Annotated in this window: 18 protein-coding genes and 1 pseudogene; 13 read left to right on the forward strand and 6 right to left on the reverse strand. The window is 63.5% G+C overall.

Annotated features, from left to right (window positions below):
* The 3 genes from PKB_RS10930 to PKB_RS10940 form a co-directional block, all read right to left on the reverse strand.
* A complete protein-coding gene (locus PKB_RS10930) occupies nt 1-1,725 on the reverse strand; it encodes a SulP family inorganic anion transporter (protein ID WP_043251649.1) in 1,725 nt (574 codons plus the stop codon).
* A gap of 102 nt (nt 1,726-1,827) precedes the next feature.
* The gene (locus tag PKB_RS10935; RefSeq protein ID WP_043251652.1) at nt 1,828-3,108 is read right to left on the reverse strand and encodes a nucleotide disphospho-sugar-binding domain-containing protein; all 1,281 of its coding nucleotides are present in this window, start codon (nt 3,106-3,108) and stop codon (nt 1,828-1,830) included.
* Between the two features lie 94 nt (nt 3,109-3,202).
* A complete protein-coding gene (locus tag PKB_RS10940) occupies nt 3,203-4,135 on the reverse strand; it encodes a GntR family transcriptional regulator (RefSeq protein WP_043251653.1) in 933 nt (310 codons plus the stop codon).
* A 212-nt stretch (nt 4,136-4,347) separates the two neighbouring features.
* On the opposite strand from PKB_RS10940, the gene PKB_RS10945 reads away from it, so the two are divergent.
* The 10 genes from PKB_RS10945 (at nt 4,348) to PKB_RS10990 (ending at nt 13,884) form a co-directional block, all read left to right on the forward strand.
* Complete coding sequence (locus PKB_RS10945) at nt 4,348-5,397, forward strand: polyamine ABC transporter substrate-binding protein (protein WP_043251656.1); 1,050 nt, start codon at nt 4,348-4,350, stop codon at nt 5,395-5,397.
* A 174-nt stretch (nt 5,398-5,571) separates the two neighbouring features.
* Nucleotides 5,572-6,444: an ABC transporter permease gene (locus PKB_RS10950; RefSeq protein ID WP_052355235.1), complete on the forward strand. Its 873-nt coding sequence runs from the start codon at nt 5,572-5,574 to the stop codon at nt 6,442-6,444.
* Nucleotides 6,437-7,243: an ABC transporter permease gene (locus tag PKB_RS10955; protein ID WP_052355236.1), complete on the forward strand. Its 807-nt coding sequence runs from the start codon at nt 6,437-6,439 to the stop codon at nt 7,241-7,243. Before PKB_RS10950 ends, PKB_RS10955 begins: the two co-directional genes overlap by 8 nt.
* Nucleotides 7,236-8,315 (forward strand): ABC transporter ATP-binding protein, encoded by a 1,080-nt coding sequence (locus tag PKB_RS10960; RefSeq protein WP_043251657.1) that lies wholly within the window; start codon nt 7,236-7,238, stop codon nt 8,313-8,315. Before PKB_RS10955 ends, PKB_RS10960 begins: the two co-directional genes overlap by 8 nt.
* Before the next feature lie 31 nt (nt 8,316-8,346).
* Nucleotides 8,347-9,633 (forward strand): nucleotide disphospho-sugar-binding domain-containing protein, encoded by a 1,287-nt coding sequence (locus PKB_RS10965; RefSeq protein WP_043251660.1) that lies wholly within the window; start codon nt 8,347-8,349, stop codon nt 9,631-9,633.
* On the forward strand, nt 9,626-9,991 hold the full coding sequence (locus tag PKB_RS10970; protein ID WP_043251662.1) for a cupin domain-containing protein: 366 nt from the start codon (nt 9,626-9,628) through the stop codon (nt 9,989-9,991). The genes PKB_RS10965 and PKB_RS10970 overlap by 8 nt, the downstream gene beginning before the upstream one ends.
* A gap of 50 nt (nt 9,992-10,041) precedes the next feature.
* Nucleotides 10,042-10,386: a cupin domain-containing protein gene (locus PKB_RS10975; RefSeq protein ID WP_043251667.1), complete on the forward strand. Its 345-nt coding sequence runs from the start codon at nt 10,042-10,044 to the stop codon at nt 10,384-10,386.
* Between the two features lie 5 nt (nt 10,387-10,391).
* Nucleotides 10,392-11,432 (forward strand): aminoglycoside phosphotransferase family protein, encoded by a 1,041-nt coding sequence (locus PKB_RS10980; RefSeq protein ID WP_043251674.1) that lies wholly within the window; start codon nt 10,392-10,394, stop codon nt 11,430-11,432.
* 18 nt (nt 11,433-11,450) lie between these two features.
* Nucleotides 11,451-12,953, forward strand: coding sequence for an aldehyde dehydrogenase family protein (locus PKB_RS10985; protein WP_043251676.1), 1,503 nt, complete (start codon nt 11,451-11,453; stop codon nt 12,951-12,953).
* Between the two features lie 10 nt (nt 12,954-12,963).
* Entirely contained in the window at nt 12,964-13,884 is a 921-nt protein-coding gene (locus PKB_RS10990) for an NTP transferase domain-containing protein (RefSeq protein ID WP_043257176.1), read from the forward strand.
* Here PKB_RS10990 and PKB_RS10995 read toward each other — a convergent pair.
* Nucleotides 13,881-15,019: pseudogene (locus tag PKB_RS10995) on the reverse strand (BaiN/RdsA family NAD(P)/FAD-dependent oxidoreductase). The gene PKB_RS10990 and the pseudogene PKB_RS10995 sit on opposite strands and share 4 nt — an antisense overlap.
* A 228-nt stretch (nt 15,020-15,247) precedes the next feature.
* Here PKB_RS10995 and PKB_RS11000 point away from each other — a divergent pair.
* Nucleotides 15,248-17,452, forward strand: coding sequence for an OsmC domain/YcaO domain-containing protein (locus PKB_RS11000; RefSeq protein WP_043251678.1), 2,205 nt, complete (start codon nt 15,248-15,250; stop codon nt 17,450-17,452).
* A gap of 198 nt (nt 17,453-17,650) precedes the next feature.
* Nucleotides 17,651-18,121, forward strand: a complete 471-nt coding sequence (locus PKB_RS11005; protein ID WP_043251679.1) for a YMGG-like glycine zipper-containing protein — start codon at nt 17,651-17,653, stop codon at nt 18,119-18,121.
* Nucleotides 18,122-18,348: 227 nt separating this feature from the next.
* Here the strand turns inward: PKB_RS11005 and PKB_RS29060 are convergent, their stop codons facing one another.
* Both PKB_RS29060 and PKB_RS29065 read right to left on the reverse strand, forming a co-directional pair.
* On the reverse strand, nt 18,349-20,085 hold the full coding sequence (locus tag PKB_RS29060) for a UvrD-helicase domain-containing protein (RefSeq protein ID WP_084166610.1): 1,737 nt from the start codon (nt 20,083-20,085) through the stop codon (nt 18,349-18,351).
* Nucleotides 20,082-22,184 (reverse strand): ATP-dependent nuclease, encoded by a 2,103-nt coding sequence (locus tag PKB_RS29065; protein ID WP_084166611.1) that lies wholly within the window; start codon nt 22,182-22,184, stop codon nt 20,082-20,084. Before PKB_RS29065 ends, PKB_RS29060 begins: the two co-directional genes overlap by 4 nt.
* 594 nt (nt 22,185-22,778) lie before the next feature.
* Between PKB_RS29065 and PKB_RS11015 the strand changes: the two genes are divergently transcribed.
* On the forward strand, nt 22,779-23,273 hold the full coding sequence (locus PKB_RS11015; RefSeq protein WP_242411217.1) for a BRO-N domain-containing protein: 495 nt from the start codon (nt 22,779-22,781) through the stop codon (nt 23,271-23,273).
* Nucleotides 23,274-23,299 lie beyond the last annotated feature (26 nt).

Raw genomic sequence — 23,299 nt, forward strand, 5'->3', positions numbered from 1 at the left:
TCAGGGCTCCCAGTCCACGCCCGATTCTTCCAGGTAGGCGTCGACGGCGGCGCCGACCGTGGGGTGGAAGGCGCTTTCGCCCATGCGCTCGAACAGCTCGAAGCGCTTCATCTTGTCCTTCACCGGGCCCTTCATCTCGGCGAATTGCAGTTCCACGCCACGGGCCTCCAGTTCGCGGTCCAGCTCGGCGAGCATGTCGGCGGAGGTGATGTCGATGCTGGTCACCGGCTCGGCCGCCACTATCACGCGCTGCACCGGCGTGGGCGATTCGTCGACCACTTGCAGGATGCAGGCCTGGAACTGCTCGGCATTGGCGAAGAACAGCGGGGCGTCCCAGCGGAACAGCACCAGGCCGGGAATGAGCCGGGCCTGCGGGTGGCGCTTGATGTCGTGGTAGCCGCGGGTGCCGTCCACTCGCCCGAGGATCGCGAAGTGCGGGCGCCAGCCGTCCCAGAGGAACTCGATCACCGAGATCACCACGGCGATGCAGATGCCGGGGATGGCGCCGAACACGGCGACGCCGGCGAAGCAGGTCATGGACAGCCAGAACTCCCACTGCTGCATGCGGAATATGCGCTTGAGGTCGGCGAATTCGAACAGCCCCAGGGCCGCGGCTATCACCACGGCGGCCAGGGCGCTGGTGGGCAGGTGTTGCATCAGGTTGGGCGCGACCAGCAGCAGGGCGGTCACCGCCAGGGCGCCGACGACGCCGGTGAGCTGGGTCTTCGAGCCGGCCGCCTCGGCCACCGGCGTGCGCGACGAGCTGCTGCTGATCGGTATGCCCTGGAACAGCCCGGAAGCGAAGTTGGCCACGCCCAGGCCGAACATTTCCTGGTTCGGGTTCACCGGCGTCTTCAGGCGCGCGGCGTAGGTGCGCGACAGCACGCTGGTGTCAGCGAAGGACACCAGCGCCACGGCAAAGCCGCCGAGGGCGATCTGCAGCAGGTCGGCGCCGCTCAGCCAGGGCAGGGCGAAGGAGGGCAGCCCCTGGGGCAACTCGCCGAGCACCTTCACGCCGAGGGCGCCGAGGTCGAACAGGCTCACCGCCAGGGTCGCCAGCACCACCGCGATGAGGATGCCGGGCAGGCGCTGGTAGGGCTTGAGGGCCAGGATCAGCGCCAGGCTGGCGGCGCCGACGGCGAAGCTCGGCCAGTTGGCGCGGCCTTCGGCCAGGGCCTGCACCAGGTGCCAGACGTTGCGCAGCGGCCCGTCGCTGTCGATGGAAATGCCGAACAGCTTGGGCAGCTGGCTGATCAGCACGGTCAGGGCGATGCCGTTCATGTAGCCGTAGCGGATCGGCTTGGACAGCAGTTCGGTGATGAAGCCCAGGCGCAAGAGCCCGGCGGCCATGCACACCACCCCGGACACCAGCGCCATCAGGCTGGCCACGGCGATGGCGCGCTGCGGATCGCCCGCGGCGAACTGCACAACGATCGCCAGGATGGGCGCGGCCAGCGACGAGTCGGGGCCGAGCACGAGGATGCGGCTGGGGCCGAACAGCGCATACGCCAGCAGCGGGATGATGGTTGCGTACAGGCCGTAGATGCCCGGCACGCCGGAGGCCTCGGCATAGGCGATGCCCACCGGCACCAGCATGGTGGTCAGCACCAGTCCGGCGGCCAAGTCCTTCGGCAGCCATGCCGCTTGGTAGTTCAGCAGGGTGGCGAGGCCGGGCAGCCAGCGGCGCCAGTCGAAGGAGGTGGGCGAGGGGGGCGGGGCGGCCATGCGGCAAGGGCTCCTGGGCGAATGCGACGCTGCACCCGCTGTGCGGGTGAGTCCGTCATTCAGCGTAGATCAGCGCCGGGCCACTCCACGCGGTGCGGTCGATCAGTTGCAGATACCCAGAATCGCCCGCGCCGCCGCCTCGGTGCCGCGCGAGCCTTGCATCTGCGCGCGGACCGCCGCCAGGCGCTCGGCCATGGCGCTGTCGGCGAGCAGCTCGGCCAGCGCCTGCGGCAAGGCCTGCAGCGGGGCGTCGAAGCGTGGCAGGTAGCGCGCCACGCCGACTTCCTCGGCGCGCCGGGCGTTGTCGTGGCCGTCCCAGCAGTAGGGGATGATCACCGACGGCAGGCCGAAGTAGAGCGCCTCGCAGAAGCTGTTGTTGCCGCCGTGATGGATGAACAGCTGGCACTCGCGCAGCACCGCCGGCTGCGGGAACCAGCTGTCCAGGTAGACGTTGTCAGGCACGCTGGCGTAGTGCTCGCGGTAGGCGCCGACGTTGATCAGGAAGCGGTAGGGCAGCTGCGCCACCGCATCGATCAGGCGCTGCATCATGCCCACATCGGCGGCGCCGAGGCTGCCGAAGCTCACGTAGATCAAAGGCGCGTCGTTGTGGCGCGGGAACTGCGGCGGCACGTAGGGCGCCTCGCTGCGCACGCAGCCGTCGAGATACAGGTAGCGCTCGGCCGGCAGCGGCTTGGCGCGCTCGTAGCGCACCGGAGTGGGCGAGAGCAGCAGGTTCAGCCAGGGCGAGTCTTCGAGGAATTGCCCGGCTGGCAGCGGCGCATGACCGCATTCTTCGAGGAAGCGTGCGAAGCGCTCATGTGCCGGCTTCACCGCCTTCAGGTAGTGCTCGCGGAAGGTCGCGCAAGCCTGCGGGTCGCTGGCACTGGCGCCGGACAGGTAGGGCGGCACGGCGGCGTCGGGCAGTTCGGTCTCGGCGCAGGACACCATGCGCACCCAGGGGCAGCCGGCGCGGGCGATGGCCGGGAACGCCACCACGTTGTCGAGCACTATGGCGTCCGGCTTGAGCCGTGCGAGCAGTTGCTGCAGCGGCTTCTCCGACTCGATGGCGGTGTCGATGATGGCTTCCCAGGCCGGCGCCACGTAGCTGTCGATCTGCGCAAGCGGGGTCTGGTCGAAGTAGGGCACGTTGCGCTCGATGAAGCGTTCCCAGTAGTGCTGGTGCTCCTCGGCGGACAGTGGCGAGTCGAGCTGCAGCGGGTACTCGGCGAAACCGTACTCGGCAAAGATCCCCTGGAAGTGCGCATGGCAGATGAACACCGGGCGCGCGCCCAGGTCGCGCAGGGCCTGGGCGATGCCGATGCAGTTCAGGGCCGCGCCGAAGCTGGCCTCGGGGAAGAGGGCGATGGTTTTGCTTCTGCTCATCTGGGCACTTCCATGGCCGGCGTGGGGTGCCGGCTTTGCTGCTTGAAACGGATACTGCATTTTTTTCAGAAAAAAAACACCCGTCAGCGAAAAATCAGCGGCGCATCCCCATCACGCCCTGGGGGATGCCGCGGTTGGCGGTCTGCGGCCGCTGCGCGGCGGACAGGCGCAGGTGCAGGCGCATCAGGTCCGCCGCCACCTCCAGCTGGCCGCGCTCGATCTGCTCGATGATCCGCAGGTGCTCGCGCAGGGCTTCCTGCAAACGGTGCACGCTGACCATCGGCAGCAGGTTGGGCAGGCGCCGCAGTTTCTGGTGCTGCAGCAGGGCGTCGGCGATGAAACGGTTGCCGCAGCCCTGGGCGATGAGTTCGTGGAAGCCGATGTCCAGCTCGCGGAATTGCACCACGTCGAAGCGCTCCACCGGCATCGCCAGCAGTTCCTCCATGGCGCCGCGCAGCAGCGCCAGGCGCGCCAGGTCCGGCTCGAAGCCGGGGCTCAGCAGCGCCTCGGGTTCGAGGATCAGGCGGTAGCGCAGGCTGTCTTCCAGGGCCGCGAGGTTGTTCAGCAGCGGGCGGAAGTTCCAGCTCTGCCCGGCGCCGCGTTCCAGCACCTGGCTTTCGCTGAGCTGCGCCAGGACCTTCTGCGCCGCCACCCGGGAAATGTCGTAGCGGCGCATCAGCTCGCTGGCGCCCAGGCTGTTGCCCAGGCGGCCGGCCATGCGGTCGCGCAGCACCGAGGCGGCCAGCGCCTCTTCCTCGGCCTGGGGCAGGGCGGGGCCAAGCACCTGGCTGGAAGGGTCGGCGCTCAGGTGATAGCCCTTGCCGGCCTCGTGCTCGACCAGCTTCTGCTCCAGCAGCAAGGCGAGGGCCGCGCGGATCAGCGTGCGGGAAACACCGAAAGTGCGCGCCAACTGCTGCTCGGAGAGCCCGTCGCCGGCGGCCATGCCCTGTTCCTGGGCGTGCTCGATGATCTTGCGCGCCAGTTCCAGGTGGTTGGTGCGAGGTTTTTTTTCGCTCTCGTTGCTCAAGCCGGATCCCTCTGTGTCGGGCCTCTGCCGCGCGCGGCGGGCGGTGCCGGCGGCGTGGGAGCTTCTTATGCCACAGCCACCGGGGCTCAACAAGGATGGAAGAAAGTGTTGACTTCGCCAGTGTTGTGGTTTTTATTTTTGAAAAAAGACATGTAGTACGCTTTTCGCTCCGCTGCCTTCGACACAACAACAACCATCGTCAGGTGCGCAAGATGAAGCTGAAGACCATGCTCTACGCGGGGGCCACCCTCGCGCTCACGTTGTCCGCCGCCACGGCCAGCGCCAAGGATCTGGTGATCTCCATCTGGGACGGCTACATGGCCCCCGATGCGCTGGAGAAGTTCCAGAAGGCCACCGGCCTTGAAGCCGACAAGTCCCTGCACGCCACCAACGAAGAGATCATGGGCAAGCTCATGGCCTCCGGCGGCGAAGGCTACGACGTGGTGTTCGTCTCCTCCCCATTCGCCGAGATCCTGCACAAGCAGGGCCTGCTGGCCGACATCGATCCGGCCAAGGTGCCCAACCTGAAGAACCTCTACCCCGAGGCGCAGAAGCTCGAGTACGACCCGGGCAACCACTTCTCCGTGCCCTACACCTGGGGCACCACCGGCATCTGCTACCGCTCCGACAAGATCGCCACGGCGCCGGCCAGCTGGAACGACCTGCTCACGCCCAGCGACGCGCTCAAGGGCAAGACCACCATGCTCGCCACCGACCGCTGGCTGCTCGGCGCCGGCTTCCTCGCCAACGGCTGGTCGGTGAACGACGCCGACCCGGCGCAGATCGGCAAGGTGCGCGACCAGCTGATCGCCACCAAGAAGCGCCTGCTGTCCTTCGACGACACCACCTTCTACTCCAAGCTGGCCTCCGGTGAGGCGCTGATGGCCCACGCCTGGGACGGCTGGTGCAACTACGGCACCCAGGCCAACGCGGCGATCAAGTTCGTGGTGCCCAAGGAAGGCTCCGACCTCTGGGTGGACACCATGGTGGTCCTGAAGAGCTCGAAGAACCCCGAAGCGGCCTACCGCTTCATCAACTACATGCTCGAACCGGCCAACCATGCGTGGGTCGCGGAGAACATCCTCTACAAGGTCCCCAACCAGGCGGCGATGGCAACGCTCAAGCCCGACCTGCTGGCCAAGTACCCCAACCTCACCACCACCCCGGCCGACCTGGTCAAGCAGCAACAGTTGCGCGATGTCGGCGGTGATACGCAAAAGGCGTACACCCGCGCCGTCACCGAGATCATGGCGGCCCAGTAAGGCCGGCTGCGCGTCGGCGATGCGGCGTTGAGAACAAGCGCGGGCTTGCTCATTTAGCGGCCTGAACTCCGCGCCCACGCTTGTTCTCGCCTTGCCTTGCCTCGCTCTAGCTCGCTCGCCCCGAAACTTCAGTGAAGAAAACCACCCCGCCTCGCGGGGTTGGGGGAACCCTGCATGACTGCTTTGTCCGCCGACCGCAAACTGTCGGCCTGGCTGCTAGCACCCGGCCTGGGCTGGCTGGCGCTGTTCCTGCTGCTGCCGTGCCTGCTGGTGCTGCTGTACAGCTTCCTCGAACGCGGTGCCTACGGCGGCATCGACTACGTGTTCACCTGGGAGAACTACCGCCGCGCGGTGGACCCGCTGTACCTCGACATCCTCCTGCGCTCGGCGAAGATCGCGGGCCTGGCGATGCTCTTCGCCGTGCTGATCGGCTACCCGGCGGCCTACGCGATCACCCGCGCCACGCCGCGCCGGCAGGCGGTCTACCTGTTCCTGGTGATGCTGCCGTTCTGGAGCAACTACCTGATCCGTACCTACGCCTGGATCGTCCTGCTCAACCGCGAAGGGCTGCTCAACCGCCTGTTCAACCTGCTGGGCTACAGCGGCGAGCCGATCAACCTGCTGTACACCGACGCCACCGTCGTGCTCGGGCTGGTCTACAACTACATCCCCTTCGTGATCCTCGCCATCTACTCCTCGCTGTCGCGCATCGACCGCGAGCTGTGGGAAGCCTCGCGCGACCTCGGCGCCTCCGGCTGGACCACCTTCCGCCGCGTGATCCTGCCGCTCTCGGTGCCGGGGGTGGCGGCCGGCGCGGTGTTCGTCTTCGTGCTGTCGATCGGCAACTTCATCACCGCCGACCTGCTCGGCGGCAAGCAGGTGCAGATGGTCGGCAACCTGATCTACGCGCAGTTCCTCACCGCGCGGGACTGGCCGTTCGGCTCGGCGCTGAGCTTCTTCCTGATCGGCATCATGCTGGTGCTGCTGTTCATCCAGGCCCTGGTGTCGCGCCGGGCCCAGGGCGCGGAGGGCGAACGCCATGCGTAACCCTTCCGGTATCGCCCTCGGCACGCACCTGTGGCTGGTGTACGCCTTCCTCTATGTGCCGATCCTCGTGCTGATCCTGCTGTCGTTCAACGCCAGCGGCCTGCCCACCGCCTGGGGCGGCGCGTCGCTGAAGTGGTACGCCAAGCTCTTGGCCAACGCCTCGATCCAGCACGCCGCGCTGAACACCCTGATCGTGGCGCTGAGCTCCACCTTCATCGCCTGTCTGCTCGGCACCTTGCTGGCACTGGGCGTGGAAATGCGTGCACGGAACAAGGGAACGGGGAAGGGCGGCAACCTGGCCGACACCCTGCTGATGGCGCCGATGATCATCCCCGACATCGTCCTGGCCATCGCGCTGCTGAGCTTCTTCAACCTGCTGAAGATGAGCTTGGGGCTGCACTCGATCATCCTCAGCCACGTGGTGTTCAACATCGCCTTCGTCTGTGCGGTGGTGCGCACGCGCCTCAAGCACTTCGACTACTCGATCCTCGAAGCCAGCATCGACCTCGGCGCCGGCTGGTTCACCACCGCGCGGCGGGTGCTGCTGCCGGCGATCTTCCCCGGCGTGCTGGCGGGCGGGCTGCTGGCGTTCACCCTGTCGGTGGACGAATTCATCATCGCCTTCTTCAACGCCGGCTCCGGCAGCGCCTCCACCACCTTGCCGATGCAGATCTACTCGATGATCCGCTTCGGCGTGACCCCCGAGATCAACGCCCTCGCCACCCTGGTGATGCTGGTCAGCTTCACCGCGCTCTTCGCTTCCCAACGTCTGAACAAGGTGCCCAAAGCCCATGACTAAGCCTTCCGACCTGCTGGTCCTGGACCAGGTGAGCAAATCCTACGGCGAGGGCCTGACCGCGGTGGACCGGGTGTCGCTGAGCATCCGCGAGAACGAGTTCTTCGCCCTGCTGGGGCCCTCCGGCTGCGGCAAGACCACCCTGATGCGGATGATCGCCGGCTTCGAGACGCCCAGCGCCGGCGCCATTTATCTCAACGGCCAGGACATCTCGCCGCTGCCGCCGAACAAGCGGCCGCTGAACCTGATGTTCCAGTCCTACGCGCTGTTCCCCAACATGACCGTGCGCGGCAACATCGCCTACGGCCTGGAGATGGAAAAGCTGCCGGCCGCCGAGATCAAGCAGCGCGTCGACCAGGTACTGGAAACCGCGCAGCTCGGCCCGATGGCCAACCGCCGCCCGGACCAGCTCTCCGGCGGCCAGCGCCAGCGCGTGGCCCTGGCCCGCGCGCTGGTCAAACGCCCGCGCGTGCTGCTGCTCGACGAGCCCCTCGGCGCGCTGGACAAGAAGCTGCGCGAGAAGATGCAGCTGGAGCTCAAGCGCCTGCAGCACGAGAGCGGCATCACTTTCATCATGGTCACCCACGACCAGGAAGAAGCCCTGGTCATGTCCGACCGCATGGCCGTGCTGCGTGACGGCAAGGTCTGCCAGTGCGGCAGCCCGAGCGAACTCTACGAGAACCCCAACAGCCGCTTCGTCGCCGACTTCATCGGCGTCAGCAACCTGATCGATGGCCAGCGCGTGGGCACCGACCGCCTGCAGGCCGGCGGCCAGCTGCTGAACATCGAGCGCGGCGCCGAGGCCGGGCCGCAGAACGTCACCCTGGCGCTGCGCCCGGAGCGCTTGCGGGTGCTCACCGACGCCACGCCCGCCACCGACAACCAGGTACAGGGCGAGGTGGCGGAAATCGCCTACCACGGCCTCGACACCAACCTCCACGTGCACACCGCGCTGTCCAGCCGGCCGCTGATCGTCCGCGTGCCGTCCTCGGACTACGACCACCTGCGCCTGGCCGCCGGCACCCCGGTGCGCCTGGGCTGGGACGCGCGCCACGCCCGCGTGCTGAGCCAATGACTGCCTAAAACAAGAACCAGGAGAGCAACCCATGAGTGAACGCAAGGTCATCGCCTTCTTCCCCGAGGCCGCCTACGGCCCGGCCCTGAACTCCGTCGGTATCGCCCAGGCCTGCGAGGCATTGGGGCACAAGGCGGTCTTCCTCACCGATCCGGGCATGACCGGGGTGTACTCGGCCTACGGCTTCGAGGAGCACTACGTGAACATGTCCGAGCCGATGCCGGCCGAGGAGATGGCGCGCTACTGGACGGACTTCATCAACGGCCACATCCCCAACTTCCGCAAGGCGCCGATCGACCAGCTCGACAACTACGTGAAGGAGTGCTGGGAGGCCATCGTCTCCACCGCCAAGTGGGCGCAGAAGGAGCTGCCGGCGATCCTCGACAAGATCAAGCCGGACCTGATCTGCGTCGACAACGTCATCCTCTTCCCGGCCATCAAGCAGTACGGCAAGCCCTGGGTGCGGATCATCTCCTGCTCGGAAAACGAGGTGCACGACCCGGACATCCCGCCGTACCTGTCGGGCATGAGCATCGACGACAAGGAAGGCCACGCGCGCTTCCAGAAGCGCTTCGAGGAAGTGATCGCGCCCATCCACGCCGACTTCAACGCCTTCCTCGGCGAGTGCGGCGAGCAGCCTTACCCGCTGGGCGTCTTCTTCGAAGAGTCGCCCTACATGAACCTGCTGCTGTATCCGGACCCGGTGAAGTTCGAGCGCCGCCACCCGCTGCCGCCGGAGCGCTTCCACTACCTGCAGGGCTGCGTGCGCACCGACAAGCCCTACGAGATTCCGCAGTTCAAGGCCCACAACGACAAGCCGCTGCTCTACGTCAGCTTCGGCAGCCTGGGCTCCGGCGACGTCGAGCTGCTGCAGCGCCTGGTGCGCGCCATCGGCAAGCTGCCGTACCGCGCGCTGTTCAACGTCGGCGAGCACGTGGAGAAGTACACCGACCTGCCGGACAACGTCATCGTCTCCAACTGGTACCCGCAGCCTTCGGTGATCGCCCAGGTCGACGCGGTGATCCACCACGGCGGCAACAACAGCTTCACCGAGTGCCTGTTCTTCGGTAAGCCGGCCATCGTCATGCCCTATGTGTGGGACGGCCACGACAACGCCATGCGTGCCCAGGAGAGCGGCCACGGCCTGCGCATGGACCGCTACGACTGGAGCGAGGAAGACCTGGCGCGCAATCTCGCCCAGCTGCTCACCGACTCGCGCATGGGCGAGCGCCTCGAACGCACCAGCGCCGCCATGCGTTCGCGCAAGGGCCCGGAAGATGCGGCACAGATCCTCGACAAGGTGCTCGCCAATGCCTGAGTTCAAGGGAGACAGCAGCGCGCCGCACATTCGCGGCGCGCGCGAGTACGACGATCTGGTCGATTGGGGCGTGCAGTCCGACGCCCTCGAAGGCGTATCGCACTCCAGCGGGCGCCTGCTGTTCAAGGGGCCGAACAACAGCCCCGAGACCGGCCTGTGGGTGTGCACGCCGGGGCGCTGGCGCCTCGCAATCCCGCGCGACGAGCTCTGCCACTTCGTCGCCGGCCGCGCCACCTACCGCTCGGACGCCGGCGAGGTGATCGAGGTCGAGCCCGACACCCTGGTGCTGTTCCCGGCCGGCTGGTCGGGCGAATGCACCGTCCACGAGACGCTGCGCAACCTCTACATGCTGGCTTGATCCGGCGCCTTGTGGCCGCCACGAAGGCGGCCCGTTTTCAGGAGTGAACGATGAAGACCCCCGTAATCCACCGCCCGCTGCAAGTCACCGAACTCAAGGACTGGGGCGTGATCCCGACCATGCTCGAAGGCGAGTCCAAGGTCAGCGGCGTAGTGCTGCACAAAGGTCCCGAAGGCCAGTCCGAATGCGGCATCTGGCACTGCACGCCGGGCAAGTGGTTCTGCCACGTCACCAGCGACGAGTTCTGCCACTTCCTCGAAGGGCGCTGCACCTACGTGCACGAATCGGGCGAGGTCATCGAGATCACGCCGGACACCGCCGCCTTCTTCCCCAAGGACTGGAAGGGCGTGTGCACCGTGTACGAGACCATCAAGAAGGTCTACATGATCCGGTGAGCGCCATGACCCCGAGCCTGCCAACCGAAAGCGCCGCACGGGCCGCCGCGCGCGAGGCTTTCCTCGCCCGCAGCGGCCATGCCGGCCATGCCCTCGACGCCCTGCCGGCGGATGCCTCGGCGCGCCGCTATTTCCGCCTCGGCGGGCAGGGCCTGCTGCTGATGGATTCGCCGCCCGGCGCCGAACCGCTGGCGCCTTACCTGCAAGTTGCCGAGCTGCTGCACGCTTGCGGGCTGTCCGCGCCACGCGTGTTGGCGGCCGACACCGAGCAGGGCCTGGCGCTGATCGAGGACTTCGGCCAGGCCACCTACACCCGGCTGTTCGCCGGCGGCCACGCGGTGGCGCCGCTGTACCAGTTGGCGGTGGACGCGCTGGTCGAGCTGCATCGCGCAGGTCCGGCCGCGGCGGAAGGGCTGCCGGCCTACGACGCCACGCGGCTGGCCGACGAGTGCGCGCTGTTCATCGACTGGTATGCGCCGCTGCTGGTAGGCCGTGCTGCCGCTGCAAAACTTCGCGAGCGCTACCTGGCGACCTTCGCCGAAGCCTGCCGCGCAGTGGCTACTCGCCGCGAAGTGCTGGTGTTGCGCGACTACCACGTGGACAACCTGATGTACCTCGAAGGCCGTCCCGGCGTCGCTGCCTGCGGCCTGCTGGACTTCCAGGATGCCCTCTGCGGCGCGCCGGCCTACGACCTCATGTCATTGCTGGAAGATGCCCGCCGCGACGTGCCGGAAACCCTGCGCATTTCCCTCCTTACCCATTACCTGATCCAGCGTCCCGAGCTCGACGGCCGCACCTTCATGGCCGACTACCAGGTGCTCGCCGCGCAGCGCCACGCCAAGGTGCTCGGCATCTTCGTGCGCCTGGCCAAGCGCGATGGCAAGCGCGGCTACCTGGCACACCTGCCGCGCGTGCTCGGCCTGTTCCAGCGCGCGTTGCAGGCCGAAGCCCTGGGCCCGTTGAACAACCTGCTCGACCACCACCTGCCGAACTGGCGCGAACCGCTGCACGCCGACGTGCTCGCCCAGCGCCTGGCCACCGACTGACCCTTCGCGGAGAACCCCATGCCCGCTTTCCATACCGACCTGCCGATGCGCTTCGTCAACCCCGAGTACCAGGCTCCGGCCAGCGAACGGGTCCGCACCATCATCAACCCGGCCGATCTGAGCCACGTCGGGCGCATAGTTCTGGGCGACGCCGCCGACGTCGAAGCCCTGGTAGCGGCCGCCAACGCCGCCCAGCGCCAGTGGCGCCAAGTGGATGCGAAAAGCCGCGCCGCACTGCTGCACCAACTGGCCAACGCCATCGAGACCGACCAGGCCACCCAGCGCGAAGTCGCGCGGCTGATGACCCTGGAAATGGGCAAACCCTTCCCCGAGGCCATGGGCGAGCTGGCCAACTGCGCGCCGATCTTCCGCTACTACGCGGAAATGGCCCGCGACGACGCCGGCAAGGTCGCCGGCACCACGCAGATCGGCTCCTTCCAGCACGTGCGCTACGAGCCCTACGGCGTGAGCGTGCACATCATGCCGTTCAACTTCCCGATCCTGCTGATGTGCTGGACGCTCGCCGCGTCCCTGGCCGCCGGCAACGCCTGCATCGTCAAGCCGGCGGAAAGCACCAGCCTGTGCACGCTGAAATTCATGGAGCACTTCAAGGTGCTGCCGGCCGCGCTGGTCAGCTGCCTGCCGGGCGACGCGCTGACCGCGCAACTGCTGGTGCAGTCCGAAGGCACCCACGCGGTGGCCTTCACCGGCAGCGTGGCGGCCGGCAAGGCGGGGGGCGGGGGTTGCGCCGAGCGCATGAAGCCGGCGGTGATCGAGGCCGGCGGCAGCGACCCGCTGATCGTCTCCAAGCACGCGCCGCTGGAAGTAGCGGCGGCCGGCGCTGTGACCGCCGCCTTCCACCTGAGCGGGCAGATCTGCACCTCCGCCGAACGCTTCTTCGTGGTCGATGAAGTCCACGACGAATTCGTCGCGCGCTTCGCCGAACGCACCCGCCAGCTGCGCATCGGCCACGGCCTGGAACGCTCGGAGATCGGCCCGCTGGTGAGCGAGGCGGCCCGCGCGAAAGTCATGCGCCTGGTCGACGATGCCCTGGAGAAGGGCGCCACCCTGGTCTGCGGCGGGCGTATCCCGCCGCACCTGCCGGTGGGCTGGTACTACGAGCCGACCATCCTCACCGGCGTCACCGCCGAGATGGCGATCTTCCACGAGGAGTGCTTCGGCCCGGTGGCGGCCATCTGCAAGGTGAAGGACTTCGACGAGGCCGTGCGCCTGGCCAACGACTCGCCCTTCGGCCTCGGCGCCTCACTGTTCTCCACGGACCTGGCCGAGGCGATGGAAGCCTCCGACCGCCTGGAAGCGGGCATGGTCTGGGTCAACAACCCGCTGATCGACAACGACGCGCTGCCCTTCGGCGGCTGGAAGATGTCCGGCCTGGGCCGCGAGCTGGGCCGCCAGGGCCTGGACGCCTTCCGCCGCAGCAAGATGGTGATCATCGACCACCAGCCCAAGGTCCACGACTGGTGGTACCCGTACCAGGACGACGTCTTCTACCGCGCCTGAGGAGGCTGCCATGGGCGACACGGCATTCCCGACCCTGGCGGTGATCCTCGCCGCCGGGCAGGGCACGCGGATGCGTTCGCGCATCCCCAAGGTGATGCACCCGGTGGGCAACCGCCCGCTGCTCGGCCACGTACTGGCGACCTGCGCGGCCGCCGGCGTGGACGAGTTGGCCGTGGTGCTCGCTCCGGACGCGGACGAAGCCCGCGACTACGTGACGGAAGTGGCGCCACACGCGCGGCGCTTCATCCAGCGCGAACGCCTGGGCACCGCCCACGCCGTGCTGGCGGCGGAGGGCGCATTGCGCGACTTCGCCGAAGGCTGCGTGCTGGTGCTGTTCGGTGACACGCCATTGCTGCAGGCCGAAACCCTGCTGCGCCTGCGCGCCGCGCTGGAGGAGGGCGCCGCCGTCGCGGTGGCCGGCTTCCGTGCCCGCGAGCCGGGCGGCTACGGGCGCCTGCTGATGGAAGAGGGCAACCTCAAGGCCATCCGCGAAGCCCGCGACGCCAGCCCCGAGGAACTGGCCATCGACCTGTGCAACGGCGGTGTCATGGCCTTCCGCGCCGACCATTGCCTGTGGCTGCTGCAACGCATCGGCTGCGACAACGCCCAGGGCGAGTACTACCTCACCGACGCCGTCGCCCACGCCAACGCGGCGGGCATGAAGGTCGCGGTGGTGGAGGTGCAGGAAGAGGAAATCCTCGGCGTCAACGACCGCCAGCAACTCCACGAAGCCGAACGCCTCTTCCAGCAACGCCGGCGCCGGCAGGCGCTGCAAAGCGGCGTCACGCTGCTCGATGCCGAAACCGTCTACTTCAGCGCCGATACCCAATGGGCCGAGGACGTGACGGTGGAACCCTGCGTGGTCTTCGGCCCGGGCGTGCGCCTAACGGCAGGGACGCGGGTGGCGGCGTTCAGCCGGCTGGGGCGCTAGACGTACTGCGCCGCCGCGTAGCCGGAGGCCCAGGCCCACTGGAAGTTGAAGCCGCCGAGGTGGCCGGTGACGTCCAGCACTTCGCCGACGAAGTACAGGCCGGGTGACTTCAGCGACTCCATGGTCTTGGACGACACCTCGCGGGTATCGACGCCGCCCAGGGTGACCTCGGCGGTGCGGTAGCCCTCGGTGCCCGCCGGGACACCAGCTGCCAGTCGCCCAGGCGCTGGGCGATGGCCTTGAGCTCGGCGGGCGTGTACTGCTTCATCGGCTTGGAGACGAACCACTGCTCGGCCAGCAGGCCCGCCATCTTCTTGGTGAAGAGGTCGGCCAGCAGCGTCTTCAGCTCGCTGTTGGGGCGCTCGCGCTGTTGCTCGACGAGCCAGGTCGGCAGATCGATCCGTGGCAGCAGGTCGATGCTGATGGTGTCGCCGGGCTGCCAGTAGGAGGAAATCTGCAGGATCGCCGGGCCGCTGATGCCGCGGTGGGTGAACAGGATGTTCTCGACGAAGCTCTGGCCGTTGCAGCTCACCCGGCAGTCTTCCACCGAGGTGCCGGACAACTCGCTGCACAGGGCTTTGAGCTGTGGGTCGGTGATCGTGAAGGGCACCAGGCCCGCGCGGGTCGGCAGCAGCTCGTGGCCGAACTGGCGGGCGACCTGATAGCCGAAGCCGGTGGCGCCGAGCGTCGGGATGGACAGGCCGCCGGTGGCGATGACCAGCGACTCGCACGTGGCCATGCCGATGCTGGTCTGCAACTGGTAGCCGCCTTCGATACGGGCGATTTCGCTGACCGAGGTGTCCAGGCGCATGTCGACGCCGGCCTGGTCGCACTCGGCCAGCAGCAGGTTGAGGATGTCGCTGGACTTGCCGTCGCAGAACAGCTGGCCGAGCTTCTTCTCGTGGTAGGGCACGCCGTGCTTGGCCACCAGGGCGATGAAATCCCACTGGGTGAAGCGCGCCAGCGCCGACTTGCAGAAGTGCGGGTTCTGCGAGAGGAAGTTGGCCGGCTCGCAATACATGTTGGTGAAATTGCAGCGCCCGCCGCCGGACATGAGGATCTTCTTGCCGGCCTTGTTGGCGTGGTCCAGCAACAGCACCCGGCGGCCGCGCGCGGCAGCGCTCATGGCGCACATCAGCCCGGCGGCGCCGGCGCCGATGATGATGACCTGGGGTGTGAGCACGGCGAAATCCTCTTGAGCGGGGTGCCGGCAGGCGGCACAAAGCCGCGCATCTTACCCCAAGGGCGGGCCCGCCGGCTGTGCCGTCCGGAAGCCCGAGCGCGGTCGGGATATCCCCGGGGGGCATTTGTCCGGATAATGGCGGCCCTTTCGTTTCTCCGTTTCTTCTCGTGGTAGCCCCGCATGGAAATCAAGGTCAATTTTCTCGACAACCTTCGCCTGGAAGCCAAGTTCGATGACTTCACGGTGATCGCCGACCAGCCGATCCGCTACAAGGGCGATGGCTCGGCGCCGGGTCCGTTCGACTACTTCCTGGCTTCCTCGGCCTTGTGCGCGGCCTACTTCGTCAAGCTGTACTGCCAGACGCGCAACATCCCCACCGAGAACATCCGCCTGTCGCAGAACAACATTGTCGACCCGGAAGACCGCTACAAGCAGATCTTCAAGATCCAGGTCGAGCTGCCGGCGGACATCTCCGAGAAGGACCGCCTGGGCATCCTGCGCTCCATCGACCGCTGCACGGTGAAGAAGGTCGTGCAGACCGGGCCGGACTTCGTCATCGAAGAAGTGGAAAACCTCGACGCCGACGCCCAGGCGCTGCTGATGCCGAGCACCGACAGCGGCGCGCGCACCTGCATCCTCGGCAAGGACCTGCCGCTGGAGCAGACCATCGCCAACATGTCGGGAATCCTCGCTGGCCTTGGGATGAAGATCGAGATCGCCTCCTGGCGCAACATCGTGCCCAACGTCTGGTCGCTGCACATCCGCGATTCGCAGTCGCAAATGTGCTTCACCAACGGCAAGGGCGCGAGCAAGGAAAGCGCGCTGGCCTCGGCGCTGGGCGAGTTCATCGAGCGGCTGAACTGCAACTTCTTCTACAACGACCAGTACTGGGGCGAGGAGATCGCCAACGCCGACTTCGTGCACTACCCGAACGAGCGCTGGTTCAAGCCCGGCCCCGGTGACTCGCTGCCCGAGGAGATCCTCGACGAGTACTGCCTGGAGATCTACAACCCCGACGGCGAGCTGCGCGGCTCGCACCTCTACGACACCAACTCCGGCAACAAGGTACGTGGCATCTGCTCACTGCCGTTCGTGCGGCAGTCCGACGGCGAGGTGGTGTACTTCCCGTCGAACCTGATCGAGAACCTCTACCTCAGCAACGGCATGAGCGCCGGCAACACCCTGGCCGAGGCGCAGGTGCAGTGCCTGTCGGAAATCTTCGAGCGGGCGGTGAAGCGCGAAATCCTCGAAGGCGAACTGGCGCTGCCGGATGTGCCGCAGGAAGTGCTGGCCAAATACCCGGGCATCCTCGCCGGCATCCGCGGCCTGGAAGAGCAGGGCTTCCCGGTGCTGGTCAAGGACGCTTCCCTGGGCGGCGAATTCCCGGTGATGTGCGTGACCCTGATGAACCCGCGCACCGGCGGCGTGTTCGCCTCCTTCGGCGCGCACCCGAGCTTCGAAGTGGCGCTGGAGCGCAGCCTCACCGAACTGCTCCAGGGCCGCAGCTTCGAGGGCCTGAACGACCTGCCGCCGCCGACCTTCGAGAGCCAGGCGCTGACCGAGCCGAACAACTTCGTCGAGCACTTCATCGACTCCAGCGGCGTGGTGTCGTGGCGCTTCTTCAGCGCCAAGGCCGACTTCGAATTCGTCGAGTGGGACTTCTCCGGCCACGGCGAGGACTCCAACGTCCAGGAAGCCGCCACCCTGTTCGGCATCCTCGAGGACATGGGCAAGGAGGTCTACATGGCGGTCTACGACGACCTCGGCGCCAACGCCTGCCGCATCCTGGTGCCCGGCTACTCGGAGATCTACCCGGTGGAAGACCTGGTCTGGGACAACACCAACAAGGCGCTGCTGTTCCGCTCGGACATCCTCAACCTGCACAGCCTGAGCGACATGCGCCTGAAGTCGCTGCTCAAGAGCCTGGAGAACTGCGAGGTCGACGACTACACCGACATCACCACCCTGATCGGCGTCGAGTTCGACGACAACACGGTCTGGGGCCAGCTGACCATCCTCGAACTGAAGCTGCTGATCTACCTGGCGCTGAAGAAGTTCGAGCCGGCAAAAGAACTGGTGGAAGCCTTCCTGCAGTACAACGACAACACCGTCGAGCGCGGCCTGTTCTACCAGGCCCTGAACGTGGTGCTGGAAGTGCAACTGGACGACGACCTGGAAATGGCCGACTACGAAGCCAACTTCCGCCGCATGTTCGGCAACGAGCGAATGGACGCGGCGCTGGGCTCGGTGGACGGCAGCGTGCGCTTCTATGGCCTGACGCCAACCAGCATGAAGCTGGAAGGCCTCGACAAGCACCTGCGCCTGATCGAGAGCTACAAGAAGCTGCACCAGGCCCGCGCCCGCGCGGCGGCTGCGTCCCGCTAAGCCGGGCAGGTAAAGCAAAGGCACCTTCGGGTGCCTTTGCTTTTTTGGGCGCGGCGATTCGCCCCGCGCGAACCGAGAAAGTCCAGGAAGTCTTTCGGGTCAGCGCCAAGGCACATGACCGATCGACGGCTCGGCCGAGGTGCACCACTACCGGTGGCTATCCTGAAACGCAGGCAATTCATCCGACGGAGATGAGCCATGCGTACCTTCACCTGGGGTTACTGGCTGGCACTGGTCATCGCGGTGCCCGTCCAGGCACAGACGGTCACGCCGCTCAATGGACAGAGCAGCCAGCAGATGCAGCAGGACATGAGCTACTGCAACGGCGTAGCCGCCAACGCAGCCAGCAGCACCAGCACCACCTCCAGCCCCCAAGCCGGCGGCCGCGTACGCGGCGCAGCAGCCGGAGCCGCAGCAGGCGCGGTGGGCGCCCAAGTGCGCGGCAACCAGCACGAAGAGATCTACGACCGCGCGAGCGATGACGCCAAGCAGCAGTACCGCCAGAACCAGGCCGGCCAAGCAGCCGCAGCCGGAGCCGCAGTGGGCGCCTCGCGCCAACGGCAGGAGCGGCGGCAGGATCGGCGTACCTCGGCCCAGGCGCAGAGTTCGGCTAGTGCCACGGCCTATAGCAGTTGTATGCAGGGGAGGGGGTATCAGGTGAGTCCGTGAGGAGATAGATGCGGGGCTAGTGAACCCTCATCGAGGGGCAGATGAAGTCGAAGTTGATGTGGGGATTGGTGTGGAACGAATGGGCGATATGACCGGTAGCTCCGGATGGGCTACCGATCATTAACGGCTGTTATCGATCTAATTCGATTTATCAACTCCTTGAAGGAAGTTTGCTTTTCAATCGATTCTCGCTGTTCGCGTCAAGAATCTATAGTTTCGATATTTATTTATTGGTTGGAAATTGCAAGTTCTTCAACATAATCATTTCCAAATAGATATTTTGCGGTCTCTAGAGCTGTTTCTGACATTGATTGTGTTGCAAGAACAGCCAGTCGTGTCATGGGTCTTGATATCGAGACATAAAAAAGATTTCGAGCTCGATAGTAACCTTTTATGTTTTTGTTGGTGAGTGACTTGCTCTTGATAAGTTCTAGTAGCTGGGGCCAGTTGTAGTGATTCCAGCCGCCGCCGAGTACGACGAGAACGTTCTCGAACTCAGCGCCTTTGACACTGTGCTGCGTGGCGAAGGGAGTTTGTCGTTCAATGAACTTAACTAGTTCAGAAACTTCTTTATAATGAACATTTCGTAGCTTGCTGTAGCGCTGAAGGGCCGTGGCATCCTCTGGTATCGGGTCGCCATTTAGTGCAATGAGTTCTTCATCTCGACGTAATAGGCGGTCCGGTAGTAGTGGGCGTCCTGCGCTCTTTAGGTGGTCGATAACTTCACCAATTGTTCCTTCAATGCGAAGTTTCTGAAGCGTGTCCATGTCTTCGCGCCAAGCGATTTTATCGGTATGCTTCATGATCGCAGGGCCTGAGCCAAATATTCTGAACATTTCGCCATAGCGAGACGCGTTATAAGCTGCGCACATGGGCTCGACAATCTCAGCGAAAAACTTTATTGCCGGATCTTCCTTTTTTGCAAATAATTCGGTCCGGCCGCTGAATATTTTGGCAATGCTTGGGTACCCCTGCTCAGCAGCAAGAACGTTATGTGTGAGCATTAGAATTTTTGTTTTATTTAGGTCCCAGCCCTCGGTTTGGAGTCTATTTATCAGATCTTCGCGGGTGGACTTTGCGAGTTCGGCTGGTAGGTCTTGCTTGGAATGTATGTCATCAGTCCTAGGGCCTGTATATGCGTTGGCATGAAAGAATCGTGCCTCTCCAAAAGCGTTGGGGTCGCGGACAGCCTGGGTTAGCTCCGGGCGAAGCTTGTTTAGGACATTGACAATGGCCGGCGCTGAGCGAAAATTGGAGCCTTTACCAATCTCTTCCATTGGATAGTCGGCAAGTTCATACTCACTGCGATATATAGTCTGCCAATGGTCCCCAAAAAGTCCGATTAGTGGTCCATTGCCGACTTTCAGGAAGTTCTCGGTGATTGCCTCCATGAATTGGCGGTCAGTATCTTGATACTCATCGATGAAAATAATTGGAAATTGCTTTGTAAATAGTTGGCGAAATTTTTCCTGAGAGATGAATTTGGCCATGATTGCTGGAATGTCATCATGACCAAGCGTGATATGGCTAGCATCAACGCCAAAGAAGCCAAGATCGTAAACGACGGGCTTTGAGCCTACGCCGCCGCCTTGCTCAATTTTTTCGCGCCGATCGTCCATCGACTCAATAAAGTTACGCAGCGCTTTCTGAAATTGGCGCAGAAACGCCCATGAGAAAGCATGGATGGTATCGACAAGTATTGCTGGGTGATCCTCGATCTCCTGAGCAATCTCGTTTCGAGCAACTTCTGTGTAGGTTATGCAGGCTACCTTTTGACCTGCTTGCACCAGTGCTTGTCCGCGCTCTGTGATTAGGCGCTTTAGTGCAGCAACTAGGGAGTAAGTCTTACCCGCACCTGCACCTGCCTCAAGACGGAAACTACGGCCGGCATCAAGGGCCTCATCAATCTTCCTCTGGGCTTCCTTAGCGGCAACTAGGGCTGGGTTCTCGACAGGTTTAGTCATGCCATTTCCTCGCCAGTTGATGCTTCCTTCGGTGTTTCTACGGAATGTTCTGCCGTAGGAGCAGAAAACGGTTCGGAGAGCCAAACCAAGCCTTCCCGGATGTACCGCGGTACCGTCCAGTCCTTCTCACGAATCGCAAATCGCAAAGCTGTATCCGCCTTATCTAGGCCCTGTGCGATTTCCCACGCCTCAGTTGCTTCATCTAGTTCTTTCGACCAATCAAAACGATCTGGGTTGGCGAGAACAAGGGCGTCTTCGTAGCTGCGGGCACAAACGTCCGAGTCGGCATTCTCAGGTATCTGATAGGCTATACGACGGCAGCCTCTCAGTTTCTCTTTAGTGTTTTTGCTTGCAAGTTCGGAGGGAGTGATCTGCCAGCTATCTTTATCTTTCTTGTCATGGGGGCGAAACCATTCCTTGATTGCGGCGTTCGAAATTCGCTCACCTTCAGCGACTGGGCATTTCTCCCATTTTTTTACCATCGTTCCTTTCTTGTTCTTCCTTTCAACAGCTTTTGTCGAATCTAGGTCGGTAATGATGAGTGTTTTTAGTTCAAGGAAATCGAGTAGGGGGTAGAATATGTGTGCGTGGGCCCCACCTACCTCGACACAAGTTACATACTGTCTTGCAAGTTTGTTTTTTTCGTCGAGTGATTTGTCAGCAATCTCGCACAATCGAGGCATTAGGAGACGCTCTGTGGTTCCCTCTACCATAATTGCTTTGTCAGCAAAATAGAGGTCGCATTTGGTCAGTGTCATGTATTGATGCAAGAAATATTGGTCGTCAGATGATATGCTGGTCATTCCTTTTTTGAAGTCCTTTACCTTTGTCTGCCGGTTTCCGGTTTTATTTGGAGATTCATGCAGGAAGTATCGTACTGCTTCAAAGGATGCGGCGTTCGCGACATGGGGCGAATGCGTTGTGATGACGAATTGGACTTTCCAGGCAGGCTCGTCGGGATAACTCGCTGACAGCTTCCCAATTGCTGCGTTTAATTGATTTATGAAGACTTCTTGCATCTGAGGATGCAGGTGAGCTTCCGGCTCTTCGATAAAAATAAGGTGGGTAACAGGACGGGTCACTTTTGCGCGATAAGCCTTGTGGTAACTCTCAAGCTGCAAAAGCATATAAATCAGGTTGCGGGTTCCTAGTCCATTATAGCCTTCAGGTAAATGAACCCCATCTGAGCCGGTGTAGACGATTCTTGTATGGTCCGATAGAAGCGCTTCAACATTCAGCGCAGTTTCTGGACGAAGCTCGGTGTCATTGAGGCTCGGGAATCCCATGACTTCCATGGCAGGTAGTAGCTTTTTCAGCATTACATCGAAATCGCCTTGAACGCTCCGTTCAATGCCTTCGACGGATGCTTTTAGTTTGGATGCAAGCTCTTGGTCAGCAGCTGCAGCTGTCGGAGCAGTGGCAGTCTTAAAAAGAGTACTTAGTAATTTCCCAATAACATCTGTGTCGCCATGCTTCGCATGGTCGAGAGTGCGTTGGGCGCGTACGAAGTTGCACTGTATCAGTGCAGTGAGAGCGGCCGTTCCGTCGAAGTCGCGGCGATTGGTGTCGTCTGTAGGGTCTATGGCGCAGACGTGGACAGCGTACGCCTTAGGGAGCGTTTCGCGCAAAGAACGGAGAAAGTGCGCACTCGGATCAGCATCTTTTGGCGGAGGTTGCACGTCGAGCAAGGTGTGGAGCGTTGCTAACGTTGGTGCGTACTCAACACGCACAATGGCCTTAGTTGATGACACATCTAAGTCGATGACGAATGGAGCAAGTGGGCCCAGATTTGGCGCGGCAGCGTCATAAGCGAAGGTAAGCGTCAGGGCGATTTTCGGAAGTGCAGCGAGCACTGCTTCCGAGCTTGCTTCCTTTAGTCTTAAAGCTTTGGCATCAAAAAACTTACCTCGCGCACTCGCCGAGAAGTCCTCCAATCGGAAACGGGGCCCATTCTCTCCTGTGAAGCGATCAAATATTTCGGTGAGCGATGTCTTGCCGCTATTGTTCCGCCCCACAATCACTGTGGAGGTTGACTCCAGCAGGATCTCGACATCTTGAAGCAGTCTAAATCCCTCGACCCTTACCTTCTCAATACGCATTTTTGCTCCTTGAAGTACTATCCGTAACACTTCTTCAGTTGTCAGACGTGCGCGCGGTTTCTGTGCACGCCTGGTTAGATCGCCAATTTTGATTCTGTAGTTGGTCAATCATACATGCGGTGTGTGTTTGCCGGCTGTGCCGCGCCAGGGCTTTTGCTGCGCCAGAGGGTCGCATCATCAATTCATTGCCAGGCAATAACTGCAATCTATATCAAGCGGCCAATTGAGCTGGCAGTTCTAGCGGAGCGCTTTGGTAACCACGTTCCTGCTGGCAAATTTGATATGCCCGGTGGAGTCCCTCCCAACCACCCCCAGGGGTCTTGTACAAGGTTACCCGGTTGTCCTGCTCGGACAGCTCCAAGCTGATCGAAAGGGGGACAGGAAAAAGGGGAAGATCTCTTTTCCCTATCCAATATGTCTGCTTTTGGCCGGCTGCGGACCTTTAGAAGGTCCACACTGGGCCCAAATCCCTCCCCAGTTGACCCCCTCCCCACAACCTACTAAATTCCGCCCCCGGTGCTGAACACACCTCTCGTAGCGGTCCCTCCATGCCCGACAGCATGCGAATCACCTGACTTTCAGGAAACCGCACAAATGACTATGAATACCTTCACTGCCCCCGCGCAGTCCCTCGCTGCACCCCTCGTTCCCACCCACTTCTACCGCCACAAACGCCGCCTGCGTGCCCTGTTGATCGACGGGCAGGCGTGGTTCGTCGTGCGGGATCTCGGCAAGTTGATGAATGCCTGGCTGGAGGAGCGCGCCGTGCGCAACCTCGATGCGGATCAGGTTTGCCGTGCCGTGATTCGCGATGACAACGGCTTGGCCGAGGAGGCTGAGCTGATGAGCGAGTCCGGCGTGTATGCCACGCTCATTCACTTCCACCATCCGGAGAACCGCTGCATTCGGCAGTGGCTCAGCCATTCGGTGTTGCCGAGCCTGCGGGATGTGGCGCTGGGCGCGCCGGGGGAAGTGCCGCGTCGGCGGTTGCTGCGTTGGGAACAGCAGCAGTTGAGCGTGCTCGACTGGCAGGGGCAGATGTGGGTGCCGCTGGGTGAGTTGCCGCAGGTGATGCGGATCGGGTCGTAAGCTCGGCACTGCCCGGCTACGGAGAA

The organism is Pseudomonas knackmussii B13 (assembly GCF_000689415.1).
Taxonomy (GTDB): Bacteria; Pseudomonadota; Gammaproteobacteria; order Pseudomonadales; family Pseudomonadaceae; genus Pseudomonas; species Pseudomonas knackmussii.